Source organism: Polynucleobacter finlandensis (assembly GCF_018881755.1).
Classification (GTDB): domain Bacteria; phylum Pseudomonadota; class Gammaproteobacteria; order Burkholderiales; family Burkholderiaceae; genus Polynucleobacter; species Polynucleobacter finlandensis.
The window spans coordinates 57,645-77,779 of sequence record NZ_JACVPS010000009.1; the positions used below are offsets into that span (position 1 = coordinate 57,645).

The following is a 20,135-nucleotide window of genomic DNA, read 5'->3' on the forward strand; positions in this document are numbered from 1 at the left end:
CAGTGATCACGCTTAAAGGAGCCACGATGAAGATGCAACGTTTCTCTAATCTTTTTGTCAGTTTATTTGCTGCCAGTCTATTGCTGTGTAGCGGTCTTGCGCTAGCCGAACCTACCTTACCTGAGGTATCTCAAGCGATTCAGTCTGGGCAATTGGGCAAAGCAGATGCCATGATGAAAGAGGTCTTGCAAAACCATCCTAATAGCGCCAAAGCGCATTACATCGCTTCTGAGCTCTACCTTAAAGAGGGCAAGTTAGATGCCGCTAGAAATGCTTTTGTTCAAGCAGAAAACTTAGCACCAGGATTGCCTTTTGCTCAACCTGACTCTGTTCAGAAATTACAAGCGCAATTGCGCGCAGGTTCTGCACCAGCTGCAACAAATGCCGGGGCTGAATCCATCTTCACTAGCCCAATCTTCTGGGTATTAATTGCGATCTTAGTAGCGGGTGTCGTGTTTTTCATGAGAAAGCGTCCACAGCCAGTTCAGGTCTACAACGCACCGAGCGCTGCTTATCCAAGTGCGCCAGGCACACCGGGTGGTCCTGCAGGGTATCCGCCAGGTTATCCACCAGCAGCACAAGGCGGAATGGGTGGCGGCTTAATGGGTAGCTTAGCAACCGGTGCAGCACTGGGTGCCGGCATGGTTGCTGGTCAAGCATTGGCTAGTCATTTAATGGGCGGCAACAATCAGCCCAATCCAGGTAATGCCAACAGTGGTTTTAACCAAGTAGGCGGACCAGCACCGGATGCGGCCAACTTTGGTGTGAACGATGCAAGCTCTTGGGATGATGGCGGTTCGAGCTCCTGGGACGACAGCAGCGGTGGCGGCGATTTCATGAGCGATGTGTAAGCATCCTTTCATAACAAAATAAATTTATACATTCAACACACACTAGAAAGTAGTAAGTAACCATGGCAATTTCAATGTACCAAGCATCTGTTCCACAACTAAAGAAGATGCTCGTTAATCTTTCTGCAATCCTTAAAAAGGGTGAAGAGTACGCTAGCGCCAAGAAAATTGAAGGCACTGTATTGACGGGAGATCGTTTGTTTCCAGATATGCTCCCGCTTACTAGACAAGTATTCATTGCTTGTGATCAGGTGAAAAATGGCTTAAGTCGCTTGGCTAGCATTGAGCCACCGAAGTTTGAAGACAATGAAACCACTTTTCCTGAGCTGCAAGAGCGCGTTGCTAAAACCATTGCGTTTATTGACAGCATCAAGCCTGAGCAGTTAGATGGCACAGAAGCCAAAGAGATCAAGTTCTCCATTAAAGAGTGGAACTTTGAGTTTGTGGGCGAACAATACTTGCTGACTTGGATCATTCCAAACTTCTATTTCCATGTCACGACTACCTACAATATCTTGCGTCACAACGGTGTTGAAATTGGTAAGGCAGATTTTTTGGGTTAAGCCCAGCATCTTTAGTAAACTACCGGCATGGAGCATCTAAACGCGATTACCGAGATAGTGCAGCCCTGGATCTTTCGGGCCAGTCTTTATCTATCCAATGCATTTTTGGATGACCCGGCAATCTTAGCGTTTGCTTTTTGCTAATAAATAAACCACCCTCGGGTGGTTTATTTATTGAAGGCAATAAGAAAAGTTCAGCAAAGTGAAAACACAGCACTGCGCCTTACTTAATCATTCCCGCATTTTTAGCATCATCCATTGCTTGAGGTGTTTTCTCTTTCATGAATGCCGGAATCTTTGCCAATGGAATATCCACAATCACAAATCCTGATTCTTCTAACTTCTTCTTCGTTTCAGGGTCTGAGTTGAGTACGCCAAAGTAGTCCGATAGTTTCTGCTGAAGCACTAATGGGGTGGCTTTAGGCACAGCAACACCACGGTAAGCACCATCGACCCAATTCAGACCTAGTTCTTTAAAGGTAGGAACGTCTGGTAGCGCAGGGTTACGCTTCTCGGTAGCAATCGCTAAAGTGCGCACTTTAGTCTTTTGCTGAATGGCTAATGGTAAGTAACCCATTGCGCCATCAACGTGCATCCCAATTAAAGCGGTAATTAAATCACCGGTACCTTTAAAGGGAACATAAGTAATTTTGACGCCAGCCAACTTATTCAAACGCTCGACAGCCATGTGGTTGGCTGAGTATTGCGAAGATCCAGCCAATGTCATCTTGCCTGGATCTTTTTTAGCTGCTGCCACAAACTCTTGGTAGGTTTTGTAAGGGCTATCAGCAGAGACCATTAAGGCATCTGGTGTGAAGTGGTAGTAGTAAATCGCATTGATGTCATCGGTCTTGTACTGAATACCTTCTTGTAGTGGTTGCAAGATGATGTGCGGAATATTGACGCCTACTACGTTGGTGCCATCAGCCGGATAGGTATTGATGGCACTCCACACTAGAGCGCCGCCAGCACCAGCACGATTAAGCACCATCATTTGTTGCTTATATTTTCTGACGGATAAATCAGATTGATAGCGAGCTACCAAGTCAGATTCACCGGCGGCAGGGAAGGGAATGATGTACTGAATGGTTTTATCCGGCAGTGGCTGCGCGCTCGCTCCAGAAAGCAAGCCAAATGATGTGAGCAAGGCAACAAGCAATACAAGCGCAACATTCATTCGTTTTAGTAGTTTCATTTAGAAATCTCCTCGATGACCGCATTGGTGACATCACTCATCATGGCGCTGCCTCCTAAATCACGGGTGTGTAACTTCGGATTGGCAGTCACTTTTTCAATCGCACTCATGAGTTTGGCTGCTATGGCTTTTTCACCTAAGAAGTCGAGCATCATGACCGCTGACCAGAAAGTACCAATGGGGTTAGCAAGACCTTTACCCATAATGTCAAAAGCAGAACCATGAATGGGTTCAAACATGGAAGGGTAGCGACGTTCTGGATCAATATTGCCAGTTGGCGCAATGCCTAAACTACCTGCTAAAGCAGCGGCTAAGTCGCTGAGCACATCGGCATGCAGATTGGTAGCAACGATGGTATCTAAAGACTCAGGGCGATTGACCATGCGCGCTGTTGCGGCATCGACCAATTCTTTATCCCAAGTGACATCCGGAAACTCTTTGGCAATCTGGACGGCGATTTCATCCCACATCACCATCGCATGGCGCTGCGCATTGGATTTAGTAATGACGGTGAGATGTTTGCGGGGACGTGACTGCGCTAACTTAAAGGCATAGCGCTGCACACGTTCAACGCCAACGCGTGTCAGGATACTCATATCTGAAGCGACTTCAATGGGGTGACCTTGATGGGCTCTGCCACCTAAACCAGAGTACTCACCTTCGGAGTTCTCGCGCACGATCACCCAATCGAGTTGCTCGGGTTTGCAATTACGCAAAGGCGTTTCAATACCAGGCAGGATGCGAGTAGGGCGCACGTTGGCGTACTGATCAAAGCCTTGGCAGATCTTGAGGCGTAAACCCCAGAGCGTAATGTGATCCGGAATCTTGGGATCACCAGCTGAACCAAACAAAATGGCATCTTTAGAGCGCAAAGGCTCAAGACCATCTTCAGGCATCATCACGCCGTGCTTACGGTAGTAATCACCACCCCAATCAAAGTGCTCAAACTCAAAAGCAATTTCTGGATGTTTTTTGCTTAAGGCATTAAGAACCTTTTCGCATTCGGGAATAACCTCTTTGCCAATTCCATCGCCTGGAATTGACGCTATCTTGAACGTCTTCATTTGTCTCCTACTGTTTTTATGGATTGCTTAGTGAATTATGCCCCTATCGCACCCTCTCAAGGGTGGTCGTTTACCCCATATTTAAAGGCTTAATTCGCTATGGGATCCCAGTCGAACTAATTGGAGGGCGTGTTGGTCTGGTTTCCTGTAGATGAGCACCAAATCTGGTTTGATATGACAGTCTCTATGGTCTATCCAGTTACCCAGCATGGGGTGATCATGGTATCGATGGGGTAGGTCTAAGTCGTATATCAAAAAATCCAAGGTTTCTTGGAAATCTTTGGCTAGCGTGACCCTGTACCTGCCTTTTGATTCTCGTTTGTAGTCTCTTCTAAATTGCTTAGTGTATTCAGTCGTCCGCATTCAGGTCAGCCATCAAGTCGTTAACAGAGCTAAAGGATTTGAGCTTTCCTTTTCTAGCTTCTTTCATGGCAGCAATGGTTTCTGCGTTTGGACTGAGTGGCTCAAAAGGGAGGGTCTTTTCTCTGGCAATTCGAGTCATCAGAATTCGAAAGGCATCAGACGGCGTTAGACCCATGGCAGCCAATATGGCGCTTGCCTCTTCTTTGATGTCGCCGTTAATTCTGGCGCGAACCACCGCGTTTGCAGTCATAAACCCCTCCTTAATGAGCTACATTGTAGCTCAAAATGAGCGTCTTAAGGCGTTTTAAGCATCTAAAAGCCATTTTATTTGCATACTGTATAAACATACAGTATATTGGCACTTATGGAACTTCAGTCATCTAGCTCAAGCAACACATTAAGCCAGGCCCCACAAGCCTTGGCAGCGCATTTTGACGACTTTGAGTTCAAGCTACTGAGTCACCGGATTTCGGCTGGATTCCCTAGTCCAGCGGCAGATTACGCTGAACAGGGCCTCGATTTGAACCGCTATCTGGTTCAGAACAAGCCAGCGACCTTTATGTTCACCGTCAAGGGTGACTCCATGATGGGTGCTGGCATCTGTGATGGTGACAAGGTAGTGGTTGATAAAGCCCTCAAACCAAAACACAAAGACATCGTGGTGGCCGTCGTCGATAGCGAGTACACCATCAAACGCCTCTACCAATTACGTGGCCGCATTGAACTCCAACCAGAAAATCCTAGTTTTGACCCCATCACATTTGACGAGGGAAGTGAGCTTCAAATCTGGGGTGTGGTCGTTGGCGTAGTGCGCAAGTACAGCAACGCTAGCAGCAGGGGAAACAAATGAACCCAGCCAACGAATCTCATCAAGCCAAGGAACTATTCGCATTGGTCGATGTGAACAACTTCTATGTTTCTTGCGAGCGGGTATTTGCCCCCAAGCTCGAAGGTGTGCCGGTAGTAGTGCTATCAAACAATGATGGTTGTGCTGTCGCTAGAAGCGCCGAGGTCAAAGCTCTTGGTGTGAAGATGGCAACACCTTGGTTCAAGATGAAAGACCTCGCTAAAGAGCATGGCATCGTAGCCTATTCATCAAACTACACACTGTATGGCGACATGAGTGATCGCGTTGTACAGGTCCTGAGAAGATTTACGCCTAATCTTGAGGTGTACAGCATTGATGAGAGCTTTCTCAAAATTGAATCTGTACTCAAAGCCCACCCAGATGCAACACACCTTGGTCACATCATCAAACAGGATGTCAAAGACACCACTGGCTTACCTGTTTGTGTCGGCATTGGCTCTAGCAAGACCTTGGCCAAGTTTGCCAACCACCTAGCGAAGAAGCACCCACAGTTTGCAGGTGTATGTGATGTTGAGAGCATGCCCAAGGAAGAGCTCTATCAATGGATGAGTGAGATACCAGCAGGTGAGGTATGGGGTATTGGCAGACAACTAGCTAAAAAACTCAAACTACTGAAAATCAATACCGTCTTTGATCTCTTGCAGGTATCACCACAAACTATGCGCCAACAATTTGGCGTTGTGATGGAAAGACTTTGTTATGAGTTGCGTGGCGTATCTTGCCTAAAGCTAGAAGAAGTAGCGCCAGCCAAACAGCAAATTATTGCCTCACGTAGCTTTGGTAAGTTAGTAACCAGCCTAGAAGAGCTAGCAGAGTCGGTTGCTACGCATGCTGCTAGAGCTGCAGAAAAACTCAGAACCCAAAACTCAGTTACGGGCGCGATTAGTATCTTTATTGAAACCAATCCCCATAAACAGAACGAACCTCAATACGCCCAAAGTATCACGATCGCATTAGAGAGCCCAACCGATAACACCCTCAAACTTACCGATGCAGCAATTGAGGGTCTTAAGAAAATCTACCAAGGTGGCTTTAGATACAAGAAGGCCGGAATTGTTCTTAATCTGCTGTCTGACAAACCTACCGTGCAGCAATCGCTATTTGATGACGTAGAGACCAGAGGTAAATCCGCTGATCTCATGAAAGCCTTAGATTCGATTAACAGTCGCTTTGGCAATGCAGTCATTCGTTCGGGGGCATCAGGAACCAAGCAGGTCTGGCAAATGAGATCAGGCAATAAGTCACCGAACTACACCACCCAGTGGAATGAATTACCAGTAGTGCAATAGAAAAATCAACGAAACAACCAACAACACACAAAGGAGTATTAAATGGAATTGCTAAACAACTTTAATGGTCTGTCACTCGTAGTTATCATGATCTTGTCTTACTTCGCGGTATTGAAAAGCACTAAGCGCGATACATTCGAGAAAAAGCAAGCAGCGTTCAATCGCCACTATCGCTAAGAAAAAATTCAGCAGTAGAAATTAGTAGCAGCAGGTAGTAAAAAAGTAGCAAAGAGCCTAGAAGGGGAATAAGGAAATCACGGATTCCTTATTCCCTAGTAAAAGTTTTTTATTTGGCTTCTAGAGCTTTGCGCAAGTACGGTGAAACATTGTCTTGGCGCAACATCCATTGCTTGTAATCAGATGGCACCAGATTAATCGCCTCGCCCTTATGCTTACCAAAGGGCATGATGGTCGGAATTCTGGCTTTCTCAGACATTTCCCAAAAAGCATCCAAAGAGGCGGGATGCAGTTTCTCAATAATCTTGCCAACAATCTTGGAACAAATCCACACATCAGCCAATGCACTGTGTGCATTACGCAATTGATCCCTAGCGGTATCTCTTTCGAAGAAATAAAGTAGAGCGCTTTGAGTGTGGCTATCTAAGTCAGGCCAAAGACTGCGAGCCAAAGCAAGCGTGCAAATGCGCTTGACTTCAGGGCTGCCAATTGCGACCCAATCAAAATCAATGTTGTGACCAATGAGGTATTTAGTACCAGCAGGCAACTTAAAAGAAGTGCTGGGTGGACAGCTAACAAGCTCCTCATCCAAGATGTGATGGGTGGCAAGGGCGCCAAGACTAATTGGTTTGCCCGGGTTGTAGCGCTGCACCCAAGGATTACCCACATCAAATGGGGCAAGGGAGGTGACATCAAGCGAAGCAGCTTCGATGATGACCGCATCGTTCTTATCAGTTGCTTCAACATCGAAAATAATGGCTTGGGACATGTGTGCTTTAGTTGGTTTATTAATAACTCATTGTGCCTTGAATCTAATGAGTAAAGGAGAGGCTCGGCTATTTCCTACGAACAAATCATCCATCAGTACTGTATTTCCCACCTTCAAACCTCTACGCTGAACTCTTCTAGACAAAGGAGGGTTTATCTTGCAATTAGCACTGGAATGCACTCACAGACAGCAGCGTTACTTTAGATTTGTTCTGGACGGTCGAACTGTCCTAGTTTTGGCAATAATTTGGATGATTTGGCAAATTCTCAGAGTTTTAAAGGTCTTCTGATTCGCTGTTTGAGGGGCAGGGAAGGTGGATGAGCCTGACCCCCGGCACTGGCAGAAATTGGGTTTGGCTGCTTCGTTCCCGACCTGACCAGGTTATCCAACCCACCATGCGGGGAGGCCCATCCACTTCCATTTTAGCTTGTTAGAATGTCAGACATGACAGCACTGGCTTTAGCCCGTTCGTGGCGCCCTAAAACTTTCTCCCAATTGGTAGGACAAGACCATGTGGTTAAGGCATTAACCCATGCCCTTGACCAGAGACGCCTACATCATGCTTGGTTATTTACTGGCACTCGAGGTGTAGGTAAAACCACCATCGCCCGGATTATGGCAAAGGCCCTCAATTGCGTCGGTGAAGATGGCCAAGGCAAGATGACCTCAGAGCCCTGCGGTAAGTGTCCAGCCTGCCTAGCAATCGATGCAGGCCGTTTTGTGGACTATATCGAGATGGATGCGGCGAGCAATCGCGGCGTTGACGATATTGCTGCTCTATTAGAAAAAGCGGCTTACGCTCCAAGTAATGCGCGTTACAAGGTTTACATGATTGACGAGGTGCACATGCTCACCAATCATGCCTTTAATGCCATGCTCAAGACTTTGGAAGAGCCACCAGAGCACGTTAAATTTATCCTTGCTACAACTGATCCCCAAAAGATTCCGGTAACCATTTTGTCGCGTTGCTTGCAGTTCAATCTCAAGCAAATGCCCGTACCCCTCATTGTTGAGCACTTAGAAAAAGTCCTTGCTGCAGAAAAAGTCGATTACGAAACCAATGCACTGCGCGTCTTAGCAAAAGCAGCCCAAGGCTCGATGCGCGATGCTTTATCTTTAACTGATCAAGCGATTGCTTATGCTGCTGGCAAAGTTTCAGAAGAATCCGTACGCGGCATGCTCGGCACTTTGGATGATTCATACCTCATTCGGATTCTCGATTCTTTAATTGCTAAAGATGGTGCAACACTATTAGCCATTAGCAATGAGATGGGAGAGCGCAGTATGTCTTTCTCATTGGCCTTGCAAGATCTATCGAGTTTGATTCAAAAGATTGCTGCAGCTCAAATTGTTCCTGAGTCTGTATTAGAAGATTGGCCTGAAGCAGCTGAGATTCGTCGCTTAGCCACATTGCTTACTAAAGAAGAAGCGCAACTCTTTTATCAAATCACCATTACCAGCCGTCCTGATTTATCACTTGCGCCCGATGAGCAAACGGGCTTTGCCATGACGCTTTTGCGTATGTTGGCATTTCGTCCTGGTAGCGGAGGAGGCGGTGGTTCTGCTCCAACTCCATCAGCACCACCAGTCAATACTGTACGTCCAGCTGCAACAACGCATTCCGCACCAGCAGCAGCACCAGCTCCAGCTGCAAGAGCATCCGCTCCTGCACCTGCAGCCACTAAGCCCGTTACATCTACTCCTGCACCAGCTATCTCAGTTGCCCCCGTTGCTGCAGCCAGCAACGCAGTTGGCAACCCAGCTGAGCGCCCTGATTGGCACGCTTTGATGCGCCAGTTACCAGTCAAAGGTATGGTTCAGCAGTTAGCGTTTCAGACAGAGTTACAAGATTGGAGTGATTTGGCTACTGGCGTGAAAGCCACCATCGTTACACCGATGCCACAGCTGGCTTCCGAAGCATCAGTAGCGCGCTTGGCCGATGCCTTAACAGCGCATTTTGGCAAACCCGTGAAAGTGTTCATTGAAAAAGGTCAGGTTGAAGGTAAGACCGTTGCCAAGGTAGACCAACAGCTACATCAAGAGAAACGTCAGAACGCAGAGCAATTGATTGCGGCCGATCCTTTTATTCAGCAATTGGAAAAAGAATTTGGCGCAAAGGTTGTTGGTGGTTCTGTTAAACCACTCTAAATTTAAGGAATAAAAGAGATGATGAAAGGTGGACTTGCTGGCCTCATGAAACAGGCTCAGCAGATGCAAGAAAAGATGAAAACCGCGCAAGCGCAACTGGCTGCGTTGGAAGTTTCTGGTCAAGCTGCTGGGGGCCTAGTCAAAGTATCTCTTACTGGCAAATACGAACTGAGGCGTGTACAGATTGATCCTGCTGCGATGGACGATCGCGAGATGTTGGAAGACCTCATCGTGACCGCGTATTCAGAAGCATTTAAACAAGTCGAAGCTGCCAATGCGCAATTGATGTCTGGCGCAACTGCTGGCATGCCAATGCCCCCTGGATTTAAGTTACCCTTTTAAGAATTGATTTAATGGCACGTCACGAAGCACCTCAAGATGCACTCGGTCGCCTGATCGAAGCGCTACGCGTTCTGCCTGGAGTAGGACCAAAGTCAGCACAGCGCATGGCTTTTTATTTACTGCAACATGATCGCAATGGCGCAGCTGTTCTCGCTCAATCTTTGGGTGAAGCAGTAGAGACTGTTGGACATTGTGCTCGTTGTAATACGTTTTCAGAGACCCAAATCTGCGTCACATGTTCAGATGGTCGCCGTGATCCGTCCTTGCTCTGTATTGTAGAAACGCCTGCTGACCAAGTGATGGTGGAGCAGACTTTAAGCTTCAAAGGTAATTACTTTGTTCTCATGGGTCGCATTTCACCGCTCGATGGCATGGGACCAAATGAAATTCATTTTGATAGGCTGTTAGCCCGTATCGAAACCCCTGATACCGATGTCCCAGTAAGAGAAGTGGTGCTAGCTACCAACTTTACAAGTGAGGGTGAAGCAACTGCCCATTACATCGGAGAAGTACTCAAAGCCAAAGGCATTAAGGTCACCCGAATTGCCAGAGGTATTCCAGTAGGCGGTGAGTTGGAGTACGTGGATGCCGGTACTTTAGCTAGAGCCTTGATGGATCGACGTTAATTATGTCTGCAGTAATCAGGCTGTCAAACCCATTAATAGAAGATGCTAGGCTTCATGCGAAGGCATCAGGTCGGTCTGTTTCTGAGCAGATTGAGTATTGGACTCGACTTGGTAAAGCAGTTGAAGATAATCCTGACCTAGGCACTCATATGATCCAAGATCTACTGGCTGGAATTAAGGATATAAAGCTGCAAAAGCTTGCGCCTTATCATTTCGGAATCTTGCGCTAAACCCATATTCACTGTGGCGTTGATATTGAGCGGGAGAATTATTAATATCTTCTGACTATGAAGTCAAAAACTACGCACGAAACTGGATTAAGTTTGACCATGCAAGCCATTGCTGAATTAGAGGCGGGCAAAGGCAAGCGGTTTCAAACTCTCCAGGCCTTTATCGATGATCTTCATTCTGAAGAATCCAGCAACCTCCCGAAACCATCCGATGTAATCATTGCGCATCGCGCTGAGATTCGTGCAATTGTTCATACGCACCATGCAAGTAATCCCCGTATTGTTGAGTCAATAGTCTGCAGTAATGATGAGGGAAGTCATTTGAGTATTTTGATCGATCCCGATAGTCAGACAACATTATTTGACATTGCTGCTATTAGTCTTGAATTAAAGAAATTACTTGGAGTTCGAGTGGAGGTATTAACGCCTAATGCTTTGCCGGAAAGGTTTCGAACTAAGCTCATCGAGATGGCTCAGCCAATCTGAGCTTGAACCCCCTTAGGCTCAATATTTATGACCACTCAGCCTTTAATCCAGTGGTTCAGTTGTATATCAGCACCCCAAACCCCCATTTTGAGATTACCCAGTCACCAAAACGACATAAATACTAGGTAAATTGCCCCTTATTGGGGATAATTCGGTCTGCACCACTGTTGAGCTTCAATCTCCGCCCGTGCCGCAGTACCGACGAATGACTAAATGAGCTGTATATACCCAGGCCTTGTTGCCACTAATTGAAATCGTGAATGACCCGCAAGTATTTCCTCATTCTCCTGTTGAGCCTCATGACTGCTTCTGCGTTTGCACAGAGGGCGGGGTCAGGTGCTGACCAAATAGCCAGTTTTGCTGATTCAATTGAAGGATTGCCAACAGAAGGAACCCTTTTTGGTTTACCGGTAAATGTCCACGGTCAAACGACCTATATTAATCAGCGCTATAACAACTTTAATTCTCCTTATCAAGGTCAGAACAGCTTATCGGGCAATAAGTCCATGAGTTACACCTGGTCTGGCACATTGTTCTTTGGCGCTCGACTTGCAGAAAATACCGATATTTATTTCAATCCAGAAGTGGTTTCTGGTGTGCCGTTTTCAGGACTTACGGGTTTAGGTGGTCCAAACAACGGTGAGGCTACTCGCGCACAAGGAGCACAAGCGCATTTCTATTCTGCCCGTGCCTTTGTTCGCCAAACGATTAATCAAGAAGGCTCTAAAGTCGAACTTGAGAATGATGCAAACCAAATTACTCAATTCGTGAGCAGCAATCGTTTTGTCGTCACTGCTGGACAGTTCTCCACACTCGATATTTTTGATGACAGTAAATACGCCAAAGATCCCCGTGTACAGTTCATGAACTGGGGCAATATGACCTATCTCGCTTATGACTACGCCGCCGATGCGCGTGGTTACAGCTGGGGCTTAGCCGGTGAGTGGTATCGCGATAACTGGGTATTTAGGGCCTCTAGAATGCTTGCCCCTAAATCCCCAAATGGCCGAGACCTTAATTGGCAAATCTTCAATGCTTATGGTGATCAAATAGAAGTGGAGCGAGGTCACTTCATTGGTGGTTTACCAGGTAAGGTCAGCGTTCTTGGGTATCGCAACAGAATGGTGATGGCCCGCTATACCGATGCCACTAATTACATGATTGCTAATAGTGCGCAGGGTACACAAGCGATTGTCAATGTGCGCAACAGTGATCAAATTAAGATGGGTATTGGTATTAATGCTGAGCAAGCTTTAACTAAAGATCTTGGTGTTTACATGAGAGCCTTTAGCTCTGACGGTCATACCGAGACCATGGCTTTTGCTGAGGCCGATCAGTCACTGTCGATTGGTACTGGCATCAATGGTGAAAGCTGGGGTCGACCAAGAGACACCATTGGTGTCTCAGCGATGCTCAATGGCATATCTGCCAATCGCAGGGCATATCTGCAGGCAGGTGGTATCTCTAACTTCATTGGTGATACACCTTACCCCTATGTTTCAGGCCAATACTTGAGCTATAAACCCGAACAAATTACCGAGCTGTATTACAACGCTTTAGTGATTCAGAATGTCTTGCTTGGGCTTAACTATCAGCATATTAATAACCCTGCCTATAACTCGGCTAGGGGCCCAGTCAATGTTCTTTCCTTTCGCATACATGCTGGGTTTTAAAGATTGATGAACTGTCTAGCTCATTATTATCTTTAGAATCAATAAGATAAGGTTTATCAAATAATCTACTTTTAGGGTTTCTACCCTATAATCCGTAAAACCCCTTAGAAAGCCTTATTTGGGGCCAGAAAAACAGTAGCAGTATTGATATTTAGAGGCAGCCGAATTTGATTCACGGCCAATTACAAACTGTCGTAGCAAGTCCATTCAAGCGCATCGCTTGTGGCATCTGCATCACTACTTTTTTTGTCACTGCCGTATTTGCACAATCAGCTCCTGCCAGCGTCACAGTACAGACTGGTGATGCAGATACCGCATTGAGTACGCCACTGAGTACGCCACCGACTGTTGATACTCAAAGCACGCCATCAAAAGCCGCAGAACTCTTTGCCCCAGTAACGCAGGCAAATACGCCCAAAATTTATACCAAGAGTGCGCCATCGGGTCCAAGCGAGATGGATTTGCGTCAGCTCTGGTCCGAGCTCAAGCTGAACAACCCGCAGTTGTCATCTTTACGTGAAGCCTATTTGTCTGCCAAAGCAACTGTGCCGCAAATTGCAGCACCAGCCAATCCACAAATTGGTTTGGTGTGGTCAGGTATGCCAGTCAATTCACCATTTGCCTTGGGTGGAGCGAACGCACCTAATGCAGCAAATCCTGGCGGCGGTGGCATTAGTAGTAATAACTCCGTTTCAGTCACCCAACCATTTCAGTTTCCAGGCAAGAAGAGCTTGGCAGCCAATATTGCCGATACCAATGCCGAAGCCTTGTTGGCGCAAAGCGAATCAAGCTACTTACAGTTGGGCGCTCAACTTTCTACCCTGTACTACAACACACTGGCCTCACAAAAGCAGTTACAGGTTCTCAGGGAATCGGTAGTTCGCCTCGAGATGATTAAGAATGTCGCTAAAGCACGTTACTCGAATAATGCCGCCGCTTATGTTGAATACCTCAATGCGCAAGTAGCGCAGAGTGCTGCTCAAGCAGATCAATTTAATTTAGACCGTCAACTACAAGTTGGCCTCAACAATATCAACACACTGGTGGGTCGCCATTCTCGTGAGAAATTAATCTTGCGTGGCGATGCGCGGCGTGCCATGACAGGTGTACCGACTTTGGTAGAGCTAGAGGATTACGCAGAGAGTAGTCACCCAGCACTCAAGAGTTCCGCTTTGCAATTAGAGGCAGCGCGCAAAGGGGTAGATCTGGCTAAGAAAGCCTACTTGCCAGATTTCCAGGTGATTGGTTCTTCTTACACGCCGCGTGGACCATTTTCTGCAAACAACGGTGCGCTGTTTTATCAGTTTGAATTAGATCTTGTTATTCCTTTGTATTTCTTCACCAAAGAGAAATACGGAGTAGAGCAAGCGCAGCGTAATGCTGCGGCAGCAGAGGCGGGGAATATTTCTAATCGCCAACAAATCGTTCTGGCAGTGAACTCCGCTTACGCAGCTTATGAGCAGGCCAAGAATCAGGCCCAGTTCTTAAAAGAGCGCCAAGTGCCACAAGCAGATGCCGCCTACAAGGTGGGCTTGATCCAGTACTCCAATAATGGTCAAGGATTCAACGATTTATTGACTGCCCAGACACAATTGCGTAGTTTAGAGATTCAATTGGCGCTAGCCGAGGCGAATTTATTGCAAGCACAAGCGGTGTTGCTTGTAACAGCCGGCAAAGAACCTTTTTAAGGAGCAGTTTTGAAAGACAAAATAGTGACTTTCTTAAAAGATACATTCGCAAAGCTTAAGCAGCTTTGGGGACACTTGCTGCATCGCCTCAATCGTCGGGAAGCTGAAATTCGGAAGTCTTACTGGAATTTGGCTCCAGAGGATCGCGCACGTTTGCGGCTATTTTTAATCTGCACTTCTGTATTGATGCTGGGTATTGTGATTGGCTTGGCTTTTAACGTCAATAGACCCGTTAAATTAGAGAGGTCTGATAAAAGTTTGAAAATTGAAAATACGGGTGCAATGGAGTTGCGCCTTCAAGGTGTTGAGCTGAATCCTAGTATTTACATTTTTCAAACCGCGGTCAGTGTAGCTGTACCTGTTGAACTGAATGTTCCTGGCCGCTTAGCATTTAATGCTGAAAAATCCAAAGTATTATCTGCTCGTGCTCCGGGAAGGGTGGAGCGTATTTATGCGTTCGATGGAGCGGAGGTGGAGATGGGCTCTCCGGTAATCGAGATGTATAGCCCTGAATTTATTTCAGCACAGCAAGAATATTTGCTCTCATCAAAAACAGCCAAAGTGCTTGAAAGTAGCAAAACCATGAGTGATTTATTGGGCGATGCTCAGATCACCCAGCAAGCTGCTGCCAATCGTATGCGTAACCTCGGTGCTGGTGATGGGGATATTAATCAATTGGAAAAAAGCGGCAAAACGCAATCGAATTTGATCATGCGTTCGCCGATCAAGGGCGTGGTTGTGAAACGTGGCGTCGAGCCAGGCGCTATTGTCAACGCCGGCGATGTGATGGCAACCCTGGCAAACCCGAAAGAACTCTGGTTCCTCGGTAATATTTACGAACAGGATATTCGGAAGATTCAAAAAGGCCAAACCATGATTCTGCGCTCTGAATCTTATCCAGATAAAGAGTTCATTGCTAAGGCCAATTACATCGCTCCAGCAATTGATCCAGAAACCCATGCTTTATTGATTCGTTGTGATGTTGAAAATGCAGACGGCTTATTGCGCCCTGATATGTATGTCAGTGCTCGTTTAAAAACTGGAGAGGCTGAAGCAGTTGTCGTTCCGCAATCGGCAATTGTGCGTATGCGTGAGATGCGCTACATGATTATTAAAACTGGGCCTGATACTTTCCGCCGTTTTGCAGTGAAGGGTTATGACCTAGATGGTAAACGTTTTGCAGTTACTGAGGGCGTAGAGCCTGGCATGCAGGTCCTTACTGATGGCGCGGTCTTATTGAACGACCGCTTTGCCAAGCAGGAGGAATAATTGAGTTTCGTTACATCCTTCGTTCGGGGAGTATTAGAGAAGCGCATCATTATTCTTTTTGCTGCAGGAGTGTTATTAATCCTGGGTATATTTAGCCTTAAAGAATTGCCGATTCAGCCCTATCCCGGTGTTGCGCCGCTCACGATTCAAGCGATCTCACAGTGGCCGGGAAGAAGCACGACTGAAGTAGAACAGCAAGTCACCATTCCCGTAGAAAATGCCCTAGCCGGTATTCCCGGGGTAAAAGCATTCCGTTCCGTATCTTTATTTGGCTTATCGGTTGTGACTCTCAAGTTCAATGACAATGCCGATCCATTTAAAGTGCGTCAGATCTTTATTACCAATTTAGGTAACGTTACCTTCCCACCCGGTGTTAGTTCAAGCGTTAGCCCAGATTCAGATGCAACTGGTGAGATTTTACGTTACCAGGTCAAATCAGACTACGCCTCACCAACGCGGTTAAAGACGCTACAGAACTACGAGATTTACAAAGAACTGAAGCAAACCCCTGGCATTGCAGATGTTTCTTCTTTTGGCGGTAAGGTTCGCCAATATCAAGTGATTGTTAGCCCAGAGAGCCTTCAGTCTAAGGGCGTCACTGTTCCACAAGTCATTGATGCTCTAACTAAAGCAAACGACAATACTGGCGGCGGCATTTTGCCTAGCGGTGAGCAGCAGTTCGTCGTTCGTGGGGTTGGCTTGTTGCGCAATCTGGATGACATTAAACAAGTTGTGATTGCCGTCAATAAAGGTATGCCGATTCGTATTGGCGATGTTGCTGAAGTCAAAATTGGTAATGCACCACGCTTAGGCTTATTCCAATTTGATGACAATCCTGATTCTGTAGAAGGTATTGTTTATCTGCGTCGTGGTGAGAATGCTTCTGAAGTATTAGCCCGTGTGCGCGAAAAAATTACTAATATTAATAGTCACATCTTGCCTCCTGGTATTGAAGTCAAACCTTTCTATGATCGTCAAGTTCTTTTAGACATTACCGTAGGCACTGTTAAGCACACCATGTTCTTTGGTATCACCATGGTGCTAGCGCTTCTCTATGTCTTCTTAGGCAATCTACGCGCAGCTGCCGTGGTTGCTGCAGTGATTCCTCTGGCGCTATGCTTCTCGTTTATCCAGATGTACATCTTTAATGTACCTGCGAACTTAATTTCTTTGGGAGCAATTGACTTTGGTGTGATCGTCGATGCGGCGGTGATTATTACGGAAAATGTCATGCGCCATTTGGAAGAGGGCGGCAAACGCTTAAACCAAAGTATTATTTTAGCAACCAGCGAAGTGCAACGTGCCATGGTGTATTCCACCAGCATCATTATTGTGGCGTACTCGCCGCTTTTCTTAATGGGTGGCGTTGAGGGGATTATTTTTAAGCCGATGGCTTTTACGATGGGCTTTGCTTTAGTCGCCTCTATTATTTTGAGCCTAACCTTTTTACCCGCAGCAATCTCTTTAGTGTTTGGTGATAATTTCCATCACGAACCCCCTAAGTTCATTACCTGGATGTTGAATCGTTACAAGCCATTGTTGCGTAAATGGATGGATCACCCACGTCACGTGATCGCTGTATCTGTTTTCATTCTTGGGATAACCCTATTAAGCGCAACTCGACTGGGCACTGCTTTCTTGCCAACCCTAGAGGAAAACAATATTTGGTTGCGCGTGACTTTGCCCAATACCGTGGATTTGGATTATTCAATCAAGGTCGCCAATCAGCTACGCGAAATCTTTGCTAAGCAACCTGAGCTAGACAAAGTTGCTGTACAGATTGGTCGCCCAGACGACGGCACAGATTCAACTGGAGTATTTAACCAAGAATACGGCCTCTACTTAGTGGCCCCAGATCTGATGCCTAAGGGCTCTAGTAAAGCAGCTTTATTAGAAAGGCTTCAGGGCGAGCTCAATAAGATCCCCGGTGTGAATTACAGCTTCTCGCAGTATATTCAAGATAACGTTAACGAGGCTTTATCTGGTGTTAAGGGTGAGAACTCTGTGAAGATCTTCGGTTCTGATTTAGATGTCCTGAATCAAAAAGCCCATGAAGTCGTTAATCAATTGAAAAAAGTGCGAGGTATCGAGGACGAAAATATTCTCAAAGAGTTGGGCCAACCCACTTTGAATATTCAGATTGATCGTGAAAAGTCAGCGCGTTATGGTGTCAATGTAGCCGATATACAGACAGTAGTGGCAAACGCTATTGGCGGGGCACCAGTTTCTAATTTTCTGGAAGATGAAAAAACCTTCGGTATTGCAGTCCGCTTAAATGAATCTAGTCGTAATGACATTCCAGACGTTGCTAATTTATTGATTGATACCCCTAATGGTCAAAAGGTACCGCTGGGCATGGTTGCTAATGTCAGGCTTACCGATGGTCCATTCTTTATTTATCGTGAAGCAGGTAAGCGCTATATCGCGGTGATCTTTAGCGTGCGGGGCCGAGATCTAGGTAGCGCTGTTGAAGATGCTAAGTATCTTGTCGAGAAGAATGTCAGCCTGCCGACCAATTACATGATTGCGTGGGATGGCCAATTTAATCAGATGAAAGACGCTCAACAGAAATTGATGGTCATCATCCCATTAACCTTGTTGGCGATTTTCTTCTTGCTGGTGACTGCTTTGGGTAATGTACGCGATGCCACCATCGTGTTAATTAACGTGCCATTTGCGGCGATTGGTGGCATTATTGCCCTGCACTTAGGCGGTGAGACTTTGAGTATTTCTGCGCTCTTTGGTTTCTTGTCTCTATTTGGCATTGCGATTCAGGATGGTGTAATTTTGATTTCGTATATCAATAAAACAGTGGCAGAAGAACATGGCGCCATGAAAGACACGATGGTCGATGGCGCAGCGATGCGAGTTCGCCCAGTATTAATGACTGCCATGTTAGCTGGCTTAGGTCTATTGCCTGCAGCCTTATCCCATTCCATTGGCTCTGAAGCACAAAGACCATTGGCCTTAGTAATTGTTGGCGGGATGGTGACCACTACGATTCTGACTTTATTGGTACTTCCTGTGATTTATGCAGCTCTCAGAGCTCATGGCAAGCATGCAAAAGGCCTGATCTAATGATGTCTGATTCCACCAGTAAACCCCATATCCTGATCTCCAATGACGATGGTTATTTGGCGCCTGGCTTATTGGCCTTAGTGAATGCGATTCGCCCACTAGGACGTGTCACCGTGATTGCCCCTGAGCAAAACCATAGCGGGGCCTCGAATTCTTTAACACTGTCACGGCCACTCTCGATTCATCGCGTGGCTGGTGGTGAGCGTGATGGCTTTATCTTTATCAATGGCACACCTACCGATTGTGTGCACGTTGCTATGACTGGTTTCTTAGACTCCAAACCTGATCTGGTGGTCTCTGGTATTAATCAGGGCGAGAACATGGGTGAAGATGTGCTGTATTCAGGAACGGTTGCCGCCGCAGTAGAAGGTGTGATGTTTGGTGTTCCCGGGATTGCTTTTTCTCAGATCGATCGTGGTTGGGCTCGCATTGATGATGCTGCTAAAGCTGCCCACGATGTTGTAGCGCAAATGCTCGTTTCCCATTTAGCACAAGATAATGGCAGCACTGCACCACTGCTTAACGTCAATATTCCGAATCGCCCGTATGCGGATTTATATCGCTGGAGAGTTACCAGGTTAGGTAATCGTCATCATTCACAACCAGTAGTTGTTCAGAAAAACCCCCGCGGTGAAGAAATCTTTTGGATTGGCGCAGCAGGGCATGCCAAAGATAACTCTGAAGGCACAGACTTTCATGCGGTTGATGATGGTTGCATCTCCATTACGCCCATGCAACTCGATTTAACCCACCACGCACGCTTAGCAGCGATGCGAAGCAATGGTTGGGATCGCGGTTGAAGCCGGCGGCTGAGAGATTTGCTGGCCATCGTCAGGCATTGGCAGATAAAGTCCATGCCACTGGTGTCAAACACCTTAAAACTTTAGAAGCAATCGCAACCGTCCCAAGGCATGCTTTTATGGATCCAGGGATGCATCCTCAAGCCTATGAAGATACCGCTTTGCCGATTGGGCATCAGCAAACCATTTCTAAGCCATCGGTTGTAGCGCGCATGATTGAGCTTTTGCATAAGCCTAGGCAAAAATTGGGAAAAGTATTAGAGATTGGCACGGGTTGTGGCTATCAGGCAGCCGTCTTGAGTTTGCTGGCAGATGAAGTGTATTCAGTGGAGCGAATTCGGCCATTGCATGACTTGGCAAGAGCAAAACTGCGCCCCTTTCGGATTAATAACCTACGCCTGATCTATGGCGACGGTATTTTGGGTCTCCCACAAGCCGCCCCTTTTGATGCCATCATTTTGGCAGCAGCAGGTTTGGGTATTCCGGACGCCTTACTAGATCAGTTAGCAATAGGAGGGCGTTTAATTGCCCCAGTCGCCAGAAACGAGAAAGAGCAGCAATTGGTGATGGTGGAGCGGATGAGCTCCCAGCGCTACCAAAGAACTGTGCTGGACGAGGTCTTTTTTGTCCCCTTACAATCAGGGGTAGTATGAAAA

Annotated in this window: 20 protein-coding genes, 1 other RNA gene and 1 pseudogene; 16 read left to right on the forward strand and 6 right to left on the reverse strand. The window is 46.6% G+C overall.

The features are described 5' to 3' along the window. Positions 1-26 precede the first annotated feature (26 nt). Together ICN49_RS07430 and ICN49_RS07435 are read left to right on the forward strand one after the other, a co-directional pair. Positions 27-851, forward strand: coding sequence for a tetratricopeptide repeat protein (locus ICN49_RS07430; RefSeq protein WP_216167138.1), 825 nt, complete (start codon positions 27-29; stop codon positions 849-851). 62 nt (positions 852-913) lie between these two features. Further along, a complete protein-coding gene (locus ICN49_RS07435) occupies positions 914-1,414 on the forward strand; it encodes a DUF1993 domain-containing protein (RefSeq protein WP_216167139.1) in 501 nt (166 codons plus the stop codon). A 223-nt stretch (positions 1,415-1,637) separates the two neighbouring features. On the opposite strand, the gene ICN49_RS07440 is transcribed toward ICN49_RS07435, so the two are convergent. From ICN49_RS07440 to ICN49_RS07455, 4 genes are all read right to left on the reverse strand, one after another. Continuing rightward, a complete protein-coding gene (locus tag ICN49_RS07440; RefSeq protein WP_255535454.1) occupies positions 1,638-2,609 on the reverse strand; it encodes a tripartite tricarboxylate transporter substrate binding protein in 972 nt (323 codons plus the stop codon). Further along, the gene (locus ICN49_RS07445) at positions 2,606-3,673 is read right to left on the reverse strand and encodes a tartrate dehydrogenase (protein WP_216167140.1); all 1,068 of its coding nucleotides are present in this window, start codon (positions 3,671-3,673) and stop codon (positions 2,606-2,608) included. Before ICN49_RS07445 ends, ICN49_RS07440 begins: the two co-directional genes overlap by 4 nt. A gap of 81 nt (positions 3,674-3,754) precedes the next feature. After that, the gene (locus tag ICN49_RS07450) at positions 3,755-4,036 is read right to left on the reverse strand and encodes a type II toxin-antitoxin system YafQ family toxin (RefSeq protein ID WP_216167141.1); all 282 of its coding nucleotides are present in this window, start codon (positions 4,034-4,036) and stop codon (positions 3,755-3,757) included. Then, the gene (locus ICN49_RS07455; RefSeq protein ID WP_216167142.1) at positions 4,023-4,286 is read right to left on the reverse strand and encodes a type II toxin-antitoxin system RelB/DinJ family antitoxin; all 264 of its coding nucleotides are present in this window, start codon (positions 4,284-4,286) and stop codon (positions 4,023-4,025) included. The genes ICN49_RS07450 and ICN49_RS07455 overlap by 14 nt, the downstream gene beginning before the upstream one ends. Positions 4,287-4,400: 114 nt before the next feature. Between ICN49_RS07455 and ICN49_RS07460 the strand changes: the two genes are divergently transcribed. The 3 genes from ICN49_RS07460 to ICN49_RS11660 are packed head-to-tail and all read left to right on the forward strand — an operon-like array spanning position 4,401 to position 6,370. Continuing rightward, positions 4,401-4,886 carry a LexA family protein gene (locus ICN49_RS07460; protein ID WP_216167143.1) on the forward strand — a complete coding sequence of 162 codons (486 nt, stop codon included), beginning with the start codon at positions 4,401-4,403 and terminating at the stop codon, positions 4,884-4,886. Next, a complete protein-coding gene (locus ICN49_RS07465; RefSeq protein ID WP_216167144.1) occupies positions 4,883-6,193 on the forward strand; it encodes a Y-family DNA polymerase in 1,311 nt (436 codons plus the stop codon). Before ICN49_RS07460 ends, ICN49_RS07465 begins: the two co-directional genes overlap by 4 nt. Positions 6,194-6,235: 42 nt before the next feature. Beyond that, positions 6,236-6,370 carry a hypothetical protein gene (locus ICN49_RS11660; protein WP_255535455.1) on the forward strand — a complete coding sequence of 45 codons (135 nt, stop codon included), beginning with the start codon at positions 6,236-6,238 and terminating at the stop codon, positions 6,368-6,370. 109 nt (positions 6,371-6,479) lie between these two features. Here the strand turns inward: ICN49_RS11660 and ICN49_RS07470 are convergent, their stop codons facing one another. Both ICN49_RS07470 and ffs read right to left on the reverse strand, forming a co-directional pair. Further along, positions 6,480-7,139 (reverse strand): 3'-5' exonuclease, encoded by a 660-nt coding sequence (locus ICN49_RS07470; protein ID WP_216167145.1) that lies wholly within the window; start codon positions 7,137-7,139, stop codon positions 6,480-6,482. A gap of 313 nt (positions 7,140-7,452) precedes the next feature. Next, an RNA gene (gene ffs, locus ICN49_RS07475) (signal recognition particle sRNA small type) lies at positions 7,453-7,551 on the reverse strand. Between the two features lie 32 nt (positions 7,552-7,583). On the opposite strand from ffs, the gene dnaX reads away from it, so the two are divergent. From dnaX to ICN49_RS07530, 11 genes and pseudogenes are all read left to right on the forward strand, one after another. Next, complete coding sequence (gene dnaX / locus ICN49_RS07480; RefSeq protein WP_216167206.1) at positions 7,584-9,287, forward strand: DNA polymerase III subunit gamma/tau; 1,704 nt, start codon at positions 7,584-7,586, stop codon at positions 9,285-9,287. 18 nt (positions 9,288-9,305) lie between these two features. Continuing rightward, entirely contained in the window at positions 9,306-9,629 is a 324-nt protein-coding gene (locus ICN49_RS07485) for a YbaB/EbfC family nucleoid-associated protein (RefSeq protein WP_216167147.1), read from the forward strand. Between the two features lie 11 nt (positions 9,630-9,640). Further along, a complete protein-coding gene (recR, locus tag ICN49_RS07490) occupies positions 9,641-10,255 on the forward strand; it encodes a recombination mediator RecR (RefSeq protein WP_216167149.1) in 615 nt (204 codons plus the stop codon). A 2-nt stretch (positions 10,256-10,257) separates the two neighbouring features. After that, complete coding sequence (locus ICN49_RS07495) at positions 10,258-10,485, forward strand: TA system antitoxin ParD family protein (protein ID WP_216861172.1); 228 nt, start codon at positions 10,258-10,260, stop codon at positions 10,483-10,485. Between the two features lie 57 nt (positions 10,486-10,542). Beyond that, a complete protein-coding gene (locus ICN49_RS07500) occupies positions 10,543-10,971 on the forward strand; it encodes a nucleotidyltransferase (protein ID WP_216861173.1) in 429 nt (142 codons plus the stop codon). A gap of 260 nt (positions 10,972-11,231) precedes the next feature. Next, on the forward strand, positions 11,232-12,644 hold the full coding sequence (locus ICN49_RS07505) for a carbohydrate porin (RefSeq protein ID WP_216167150.1): 1,413 nt from the start codon (positions 11,232-11,234) through the stop codon (positions 12,642-12,644). 167 nt (positions 12,645-12,811) lie between these two features. Further along, complete coding sequence (locus tag ICN49_RS07510) at positions 12,812-14,332, forward strand: TolC family protein (protein WP_216167152.1); 1,521 nt, start codon at positions 12,812-12,814, stop codon at positions 14,330-14,332. A 9-nt stretch (positions 14,333-14,341) separates the two neighbouring features. After that, entirely contained in the window at positions 14,342-15,601 is a 1,260-nt protein-coding gene (locus ICN49_RS07515) for an efflux RND transporter periplasmic adaptor subunit (RefSeq protein WP_216167154.1), read from the forward strand. Continuing rightward, entirely contained in the window at positions 15,602-18,679 is a 3,078-nt protein-coding gene (locus ICN49_RS07520) for an efflux RND transporter permease subunit (RefSeq protein WP_216167155.1), read from the forward strand. Positions 18,680-18,681: 2 nt separating this feature from the next. Further along, positions 18,682-19,479, forward strand: coding sequence for a 5'/3'-nucleotidase SurE (gene surE / locus ICN49_RS07525; RefSeq protein WP_216167157.1), 798 nt, complete (start codon positions 18,682-18,684; stop codon positions 19,477-19,479). A gap of 29 nt (positions 19,480-19,508) precedes the next feature. Then, a pseudogene (locus tag ICN49_RS07530) lies at positions 19,509-20,132 on the forward strand (protein-L-isoaspartate(D-aspartate) O-methyltransferase); the annotation flags it as partial. Between the last annotated feature and the right edge of the window lie 3 nt (positions 20,133-20,135).

Bases quoted from the DNA above. Each gene is read 5' to 3' on its own strand.
- ICN49_RS07455 (WP_216167142.1), bottom strand. From the start codon at position 4,286: ATGACTGCAAACGCGGTGGTTCGCGCCAGAATTAACGGCGACATCAAA.
- ICN49_RS07435 (WP_216167139.1), top strand. From the start codon at position 914: ATGGCAATTTCAATGTACCAAGCATCTGTTCCACAACTAAAGAAGATG.
- ICN49_RS07445 (WP_216167140.1), bottom strand. From the start codon at position 3,673: ATGAAGACGTTCAAGATAGCGTCAATTCCAGGCGATGGAATTGGCAAA.
- ICN49_RS07430 (WP_216167138.1), top strand. From the start codon at position 27: ATGAAGATGCAACGTTTCTCTAATCTTTTTGTCAGTTTATTTGCTGCC.
- ICN49_RS07450 (WP_216167141.1), bottom strand. From the start codon at position 4,036: ATGCGGACGACTGAATACACTAAGCAATTTAGAAGAGACTACAAACGA.
- ICN49_RS11660 (WP_255535455.1), top strand. From the start codon at position 6,236: ATGGAATTGCTAAACAACTTTAATGGTCTGTCACTCGTAGTTATCATG.
- ICN49_RS07500 (WP_216861173.1), top strand. From the start codon at position 10,543: ATGAAGTCAAAAACTACGCACGAAACTGGATTAAGTTTGACCATGCAA.
- ICN49_RS07485 (WP_216167147.1), top strand. From the start codon at position 9,306: ATGATGAAAGGTGGACTTGCTGGCCTCATGAAACAGGCTCAGCAGATG.
- surE (WP_216167157.1), top strand. From the start codon at position 18,682: ATGTCTGATTCCACCAGTAAACCCCATATCCTGATCTCCAATGACGAT.
- recR (WP_216167149.1), top strand. From the start codon at position 9,641: ATGGCACGTCACGAAGCACCTCAAGATGCACTCGGTCGCCTGATCGAA.
- dnaX (WP_216167206.1), top strand. From the start codon at position 7,584: ATGACAGCACTGGCTTTAGCCCGTTCGTGGCGCCCTAAAACTTTCTCC.
- ICN49_RS07440 (WP_255535454.1), bottom strand. From the start codon at position 2,609: ATGAAACTACTAAAACGAATGAATGTTGCGCTTGTATTGCTTGTTGCC.
- ICN49_RS07465 (WP_216167144.1), top strand. From the start codon at position 4,883: ATGAACCCAGCCAACGAATCTCATCAAGCCAAGGAACTATTCGCATTG.
- ICN49_RS07505 (WP_216167150.1), top strand. From the start codon at position 11,232: ATGACCCGCAAGTATTTCCTCATTCTCCTGTTGAGCCTCATGACTGCT.
- ICN49_RS07470 (WP_216167145.1), bottom strand. From the start codon at position 7,139: ATGTCCCAAGCCATTATTTTCGATGTTGAAGCAACTGATAAGAACGAT.
- ICN49_RS07460 (WP_216167143.1), top strand. From the start codon at position 4,401: ATGGAACTTCAGTCATCTAGCTCAAGCAACACATTAAGCCAGGCCCCA.
- ICN49_RS07495 (WP_216861172.1), top strand. From the start codon at position 10,258: ATGTCTGCAGTAATCAGGCTGTCAAACCCATTAATAGAAGATGCTAGG.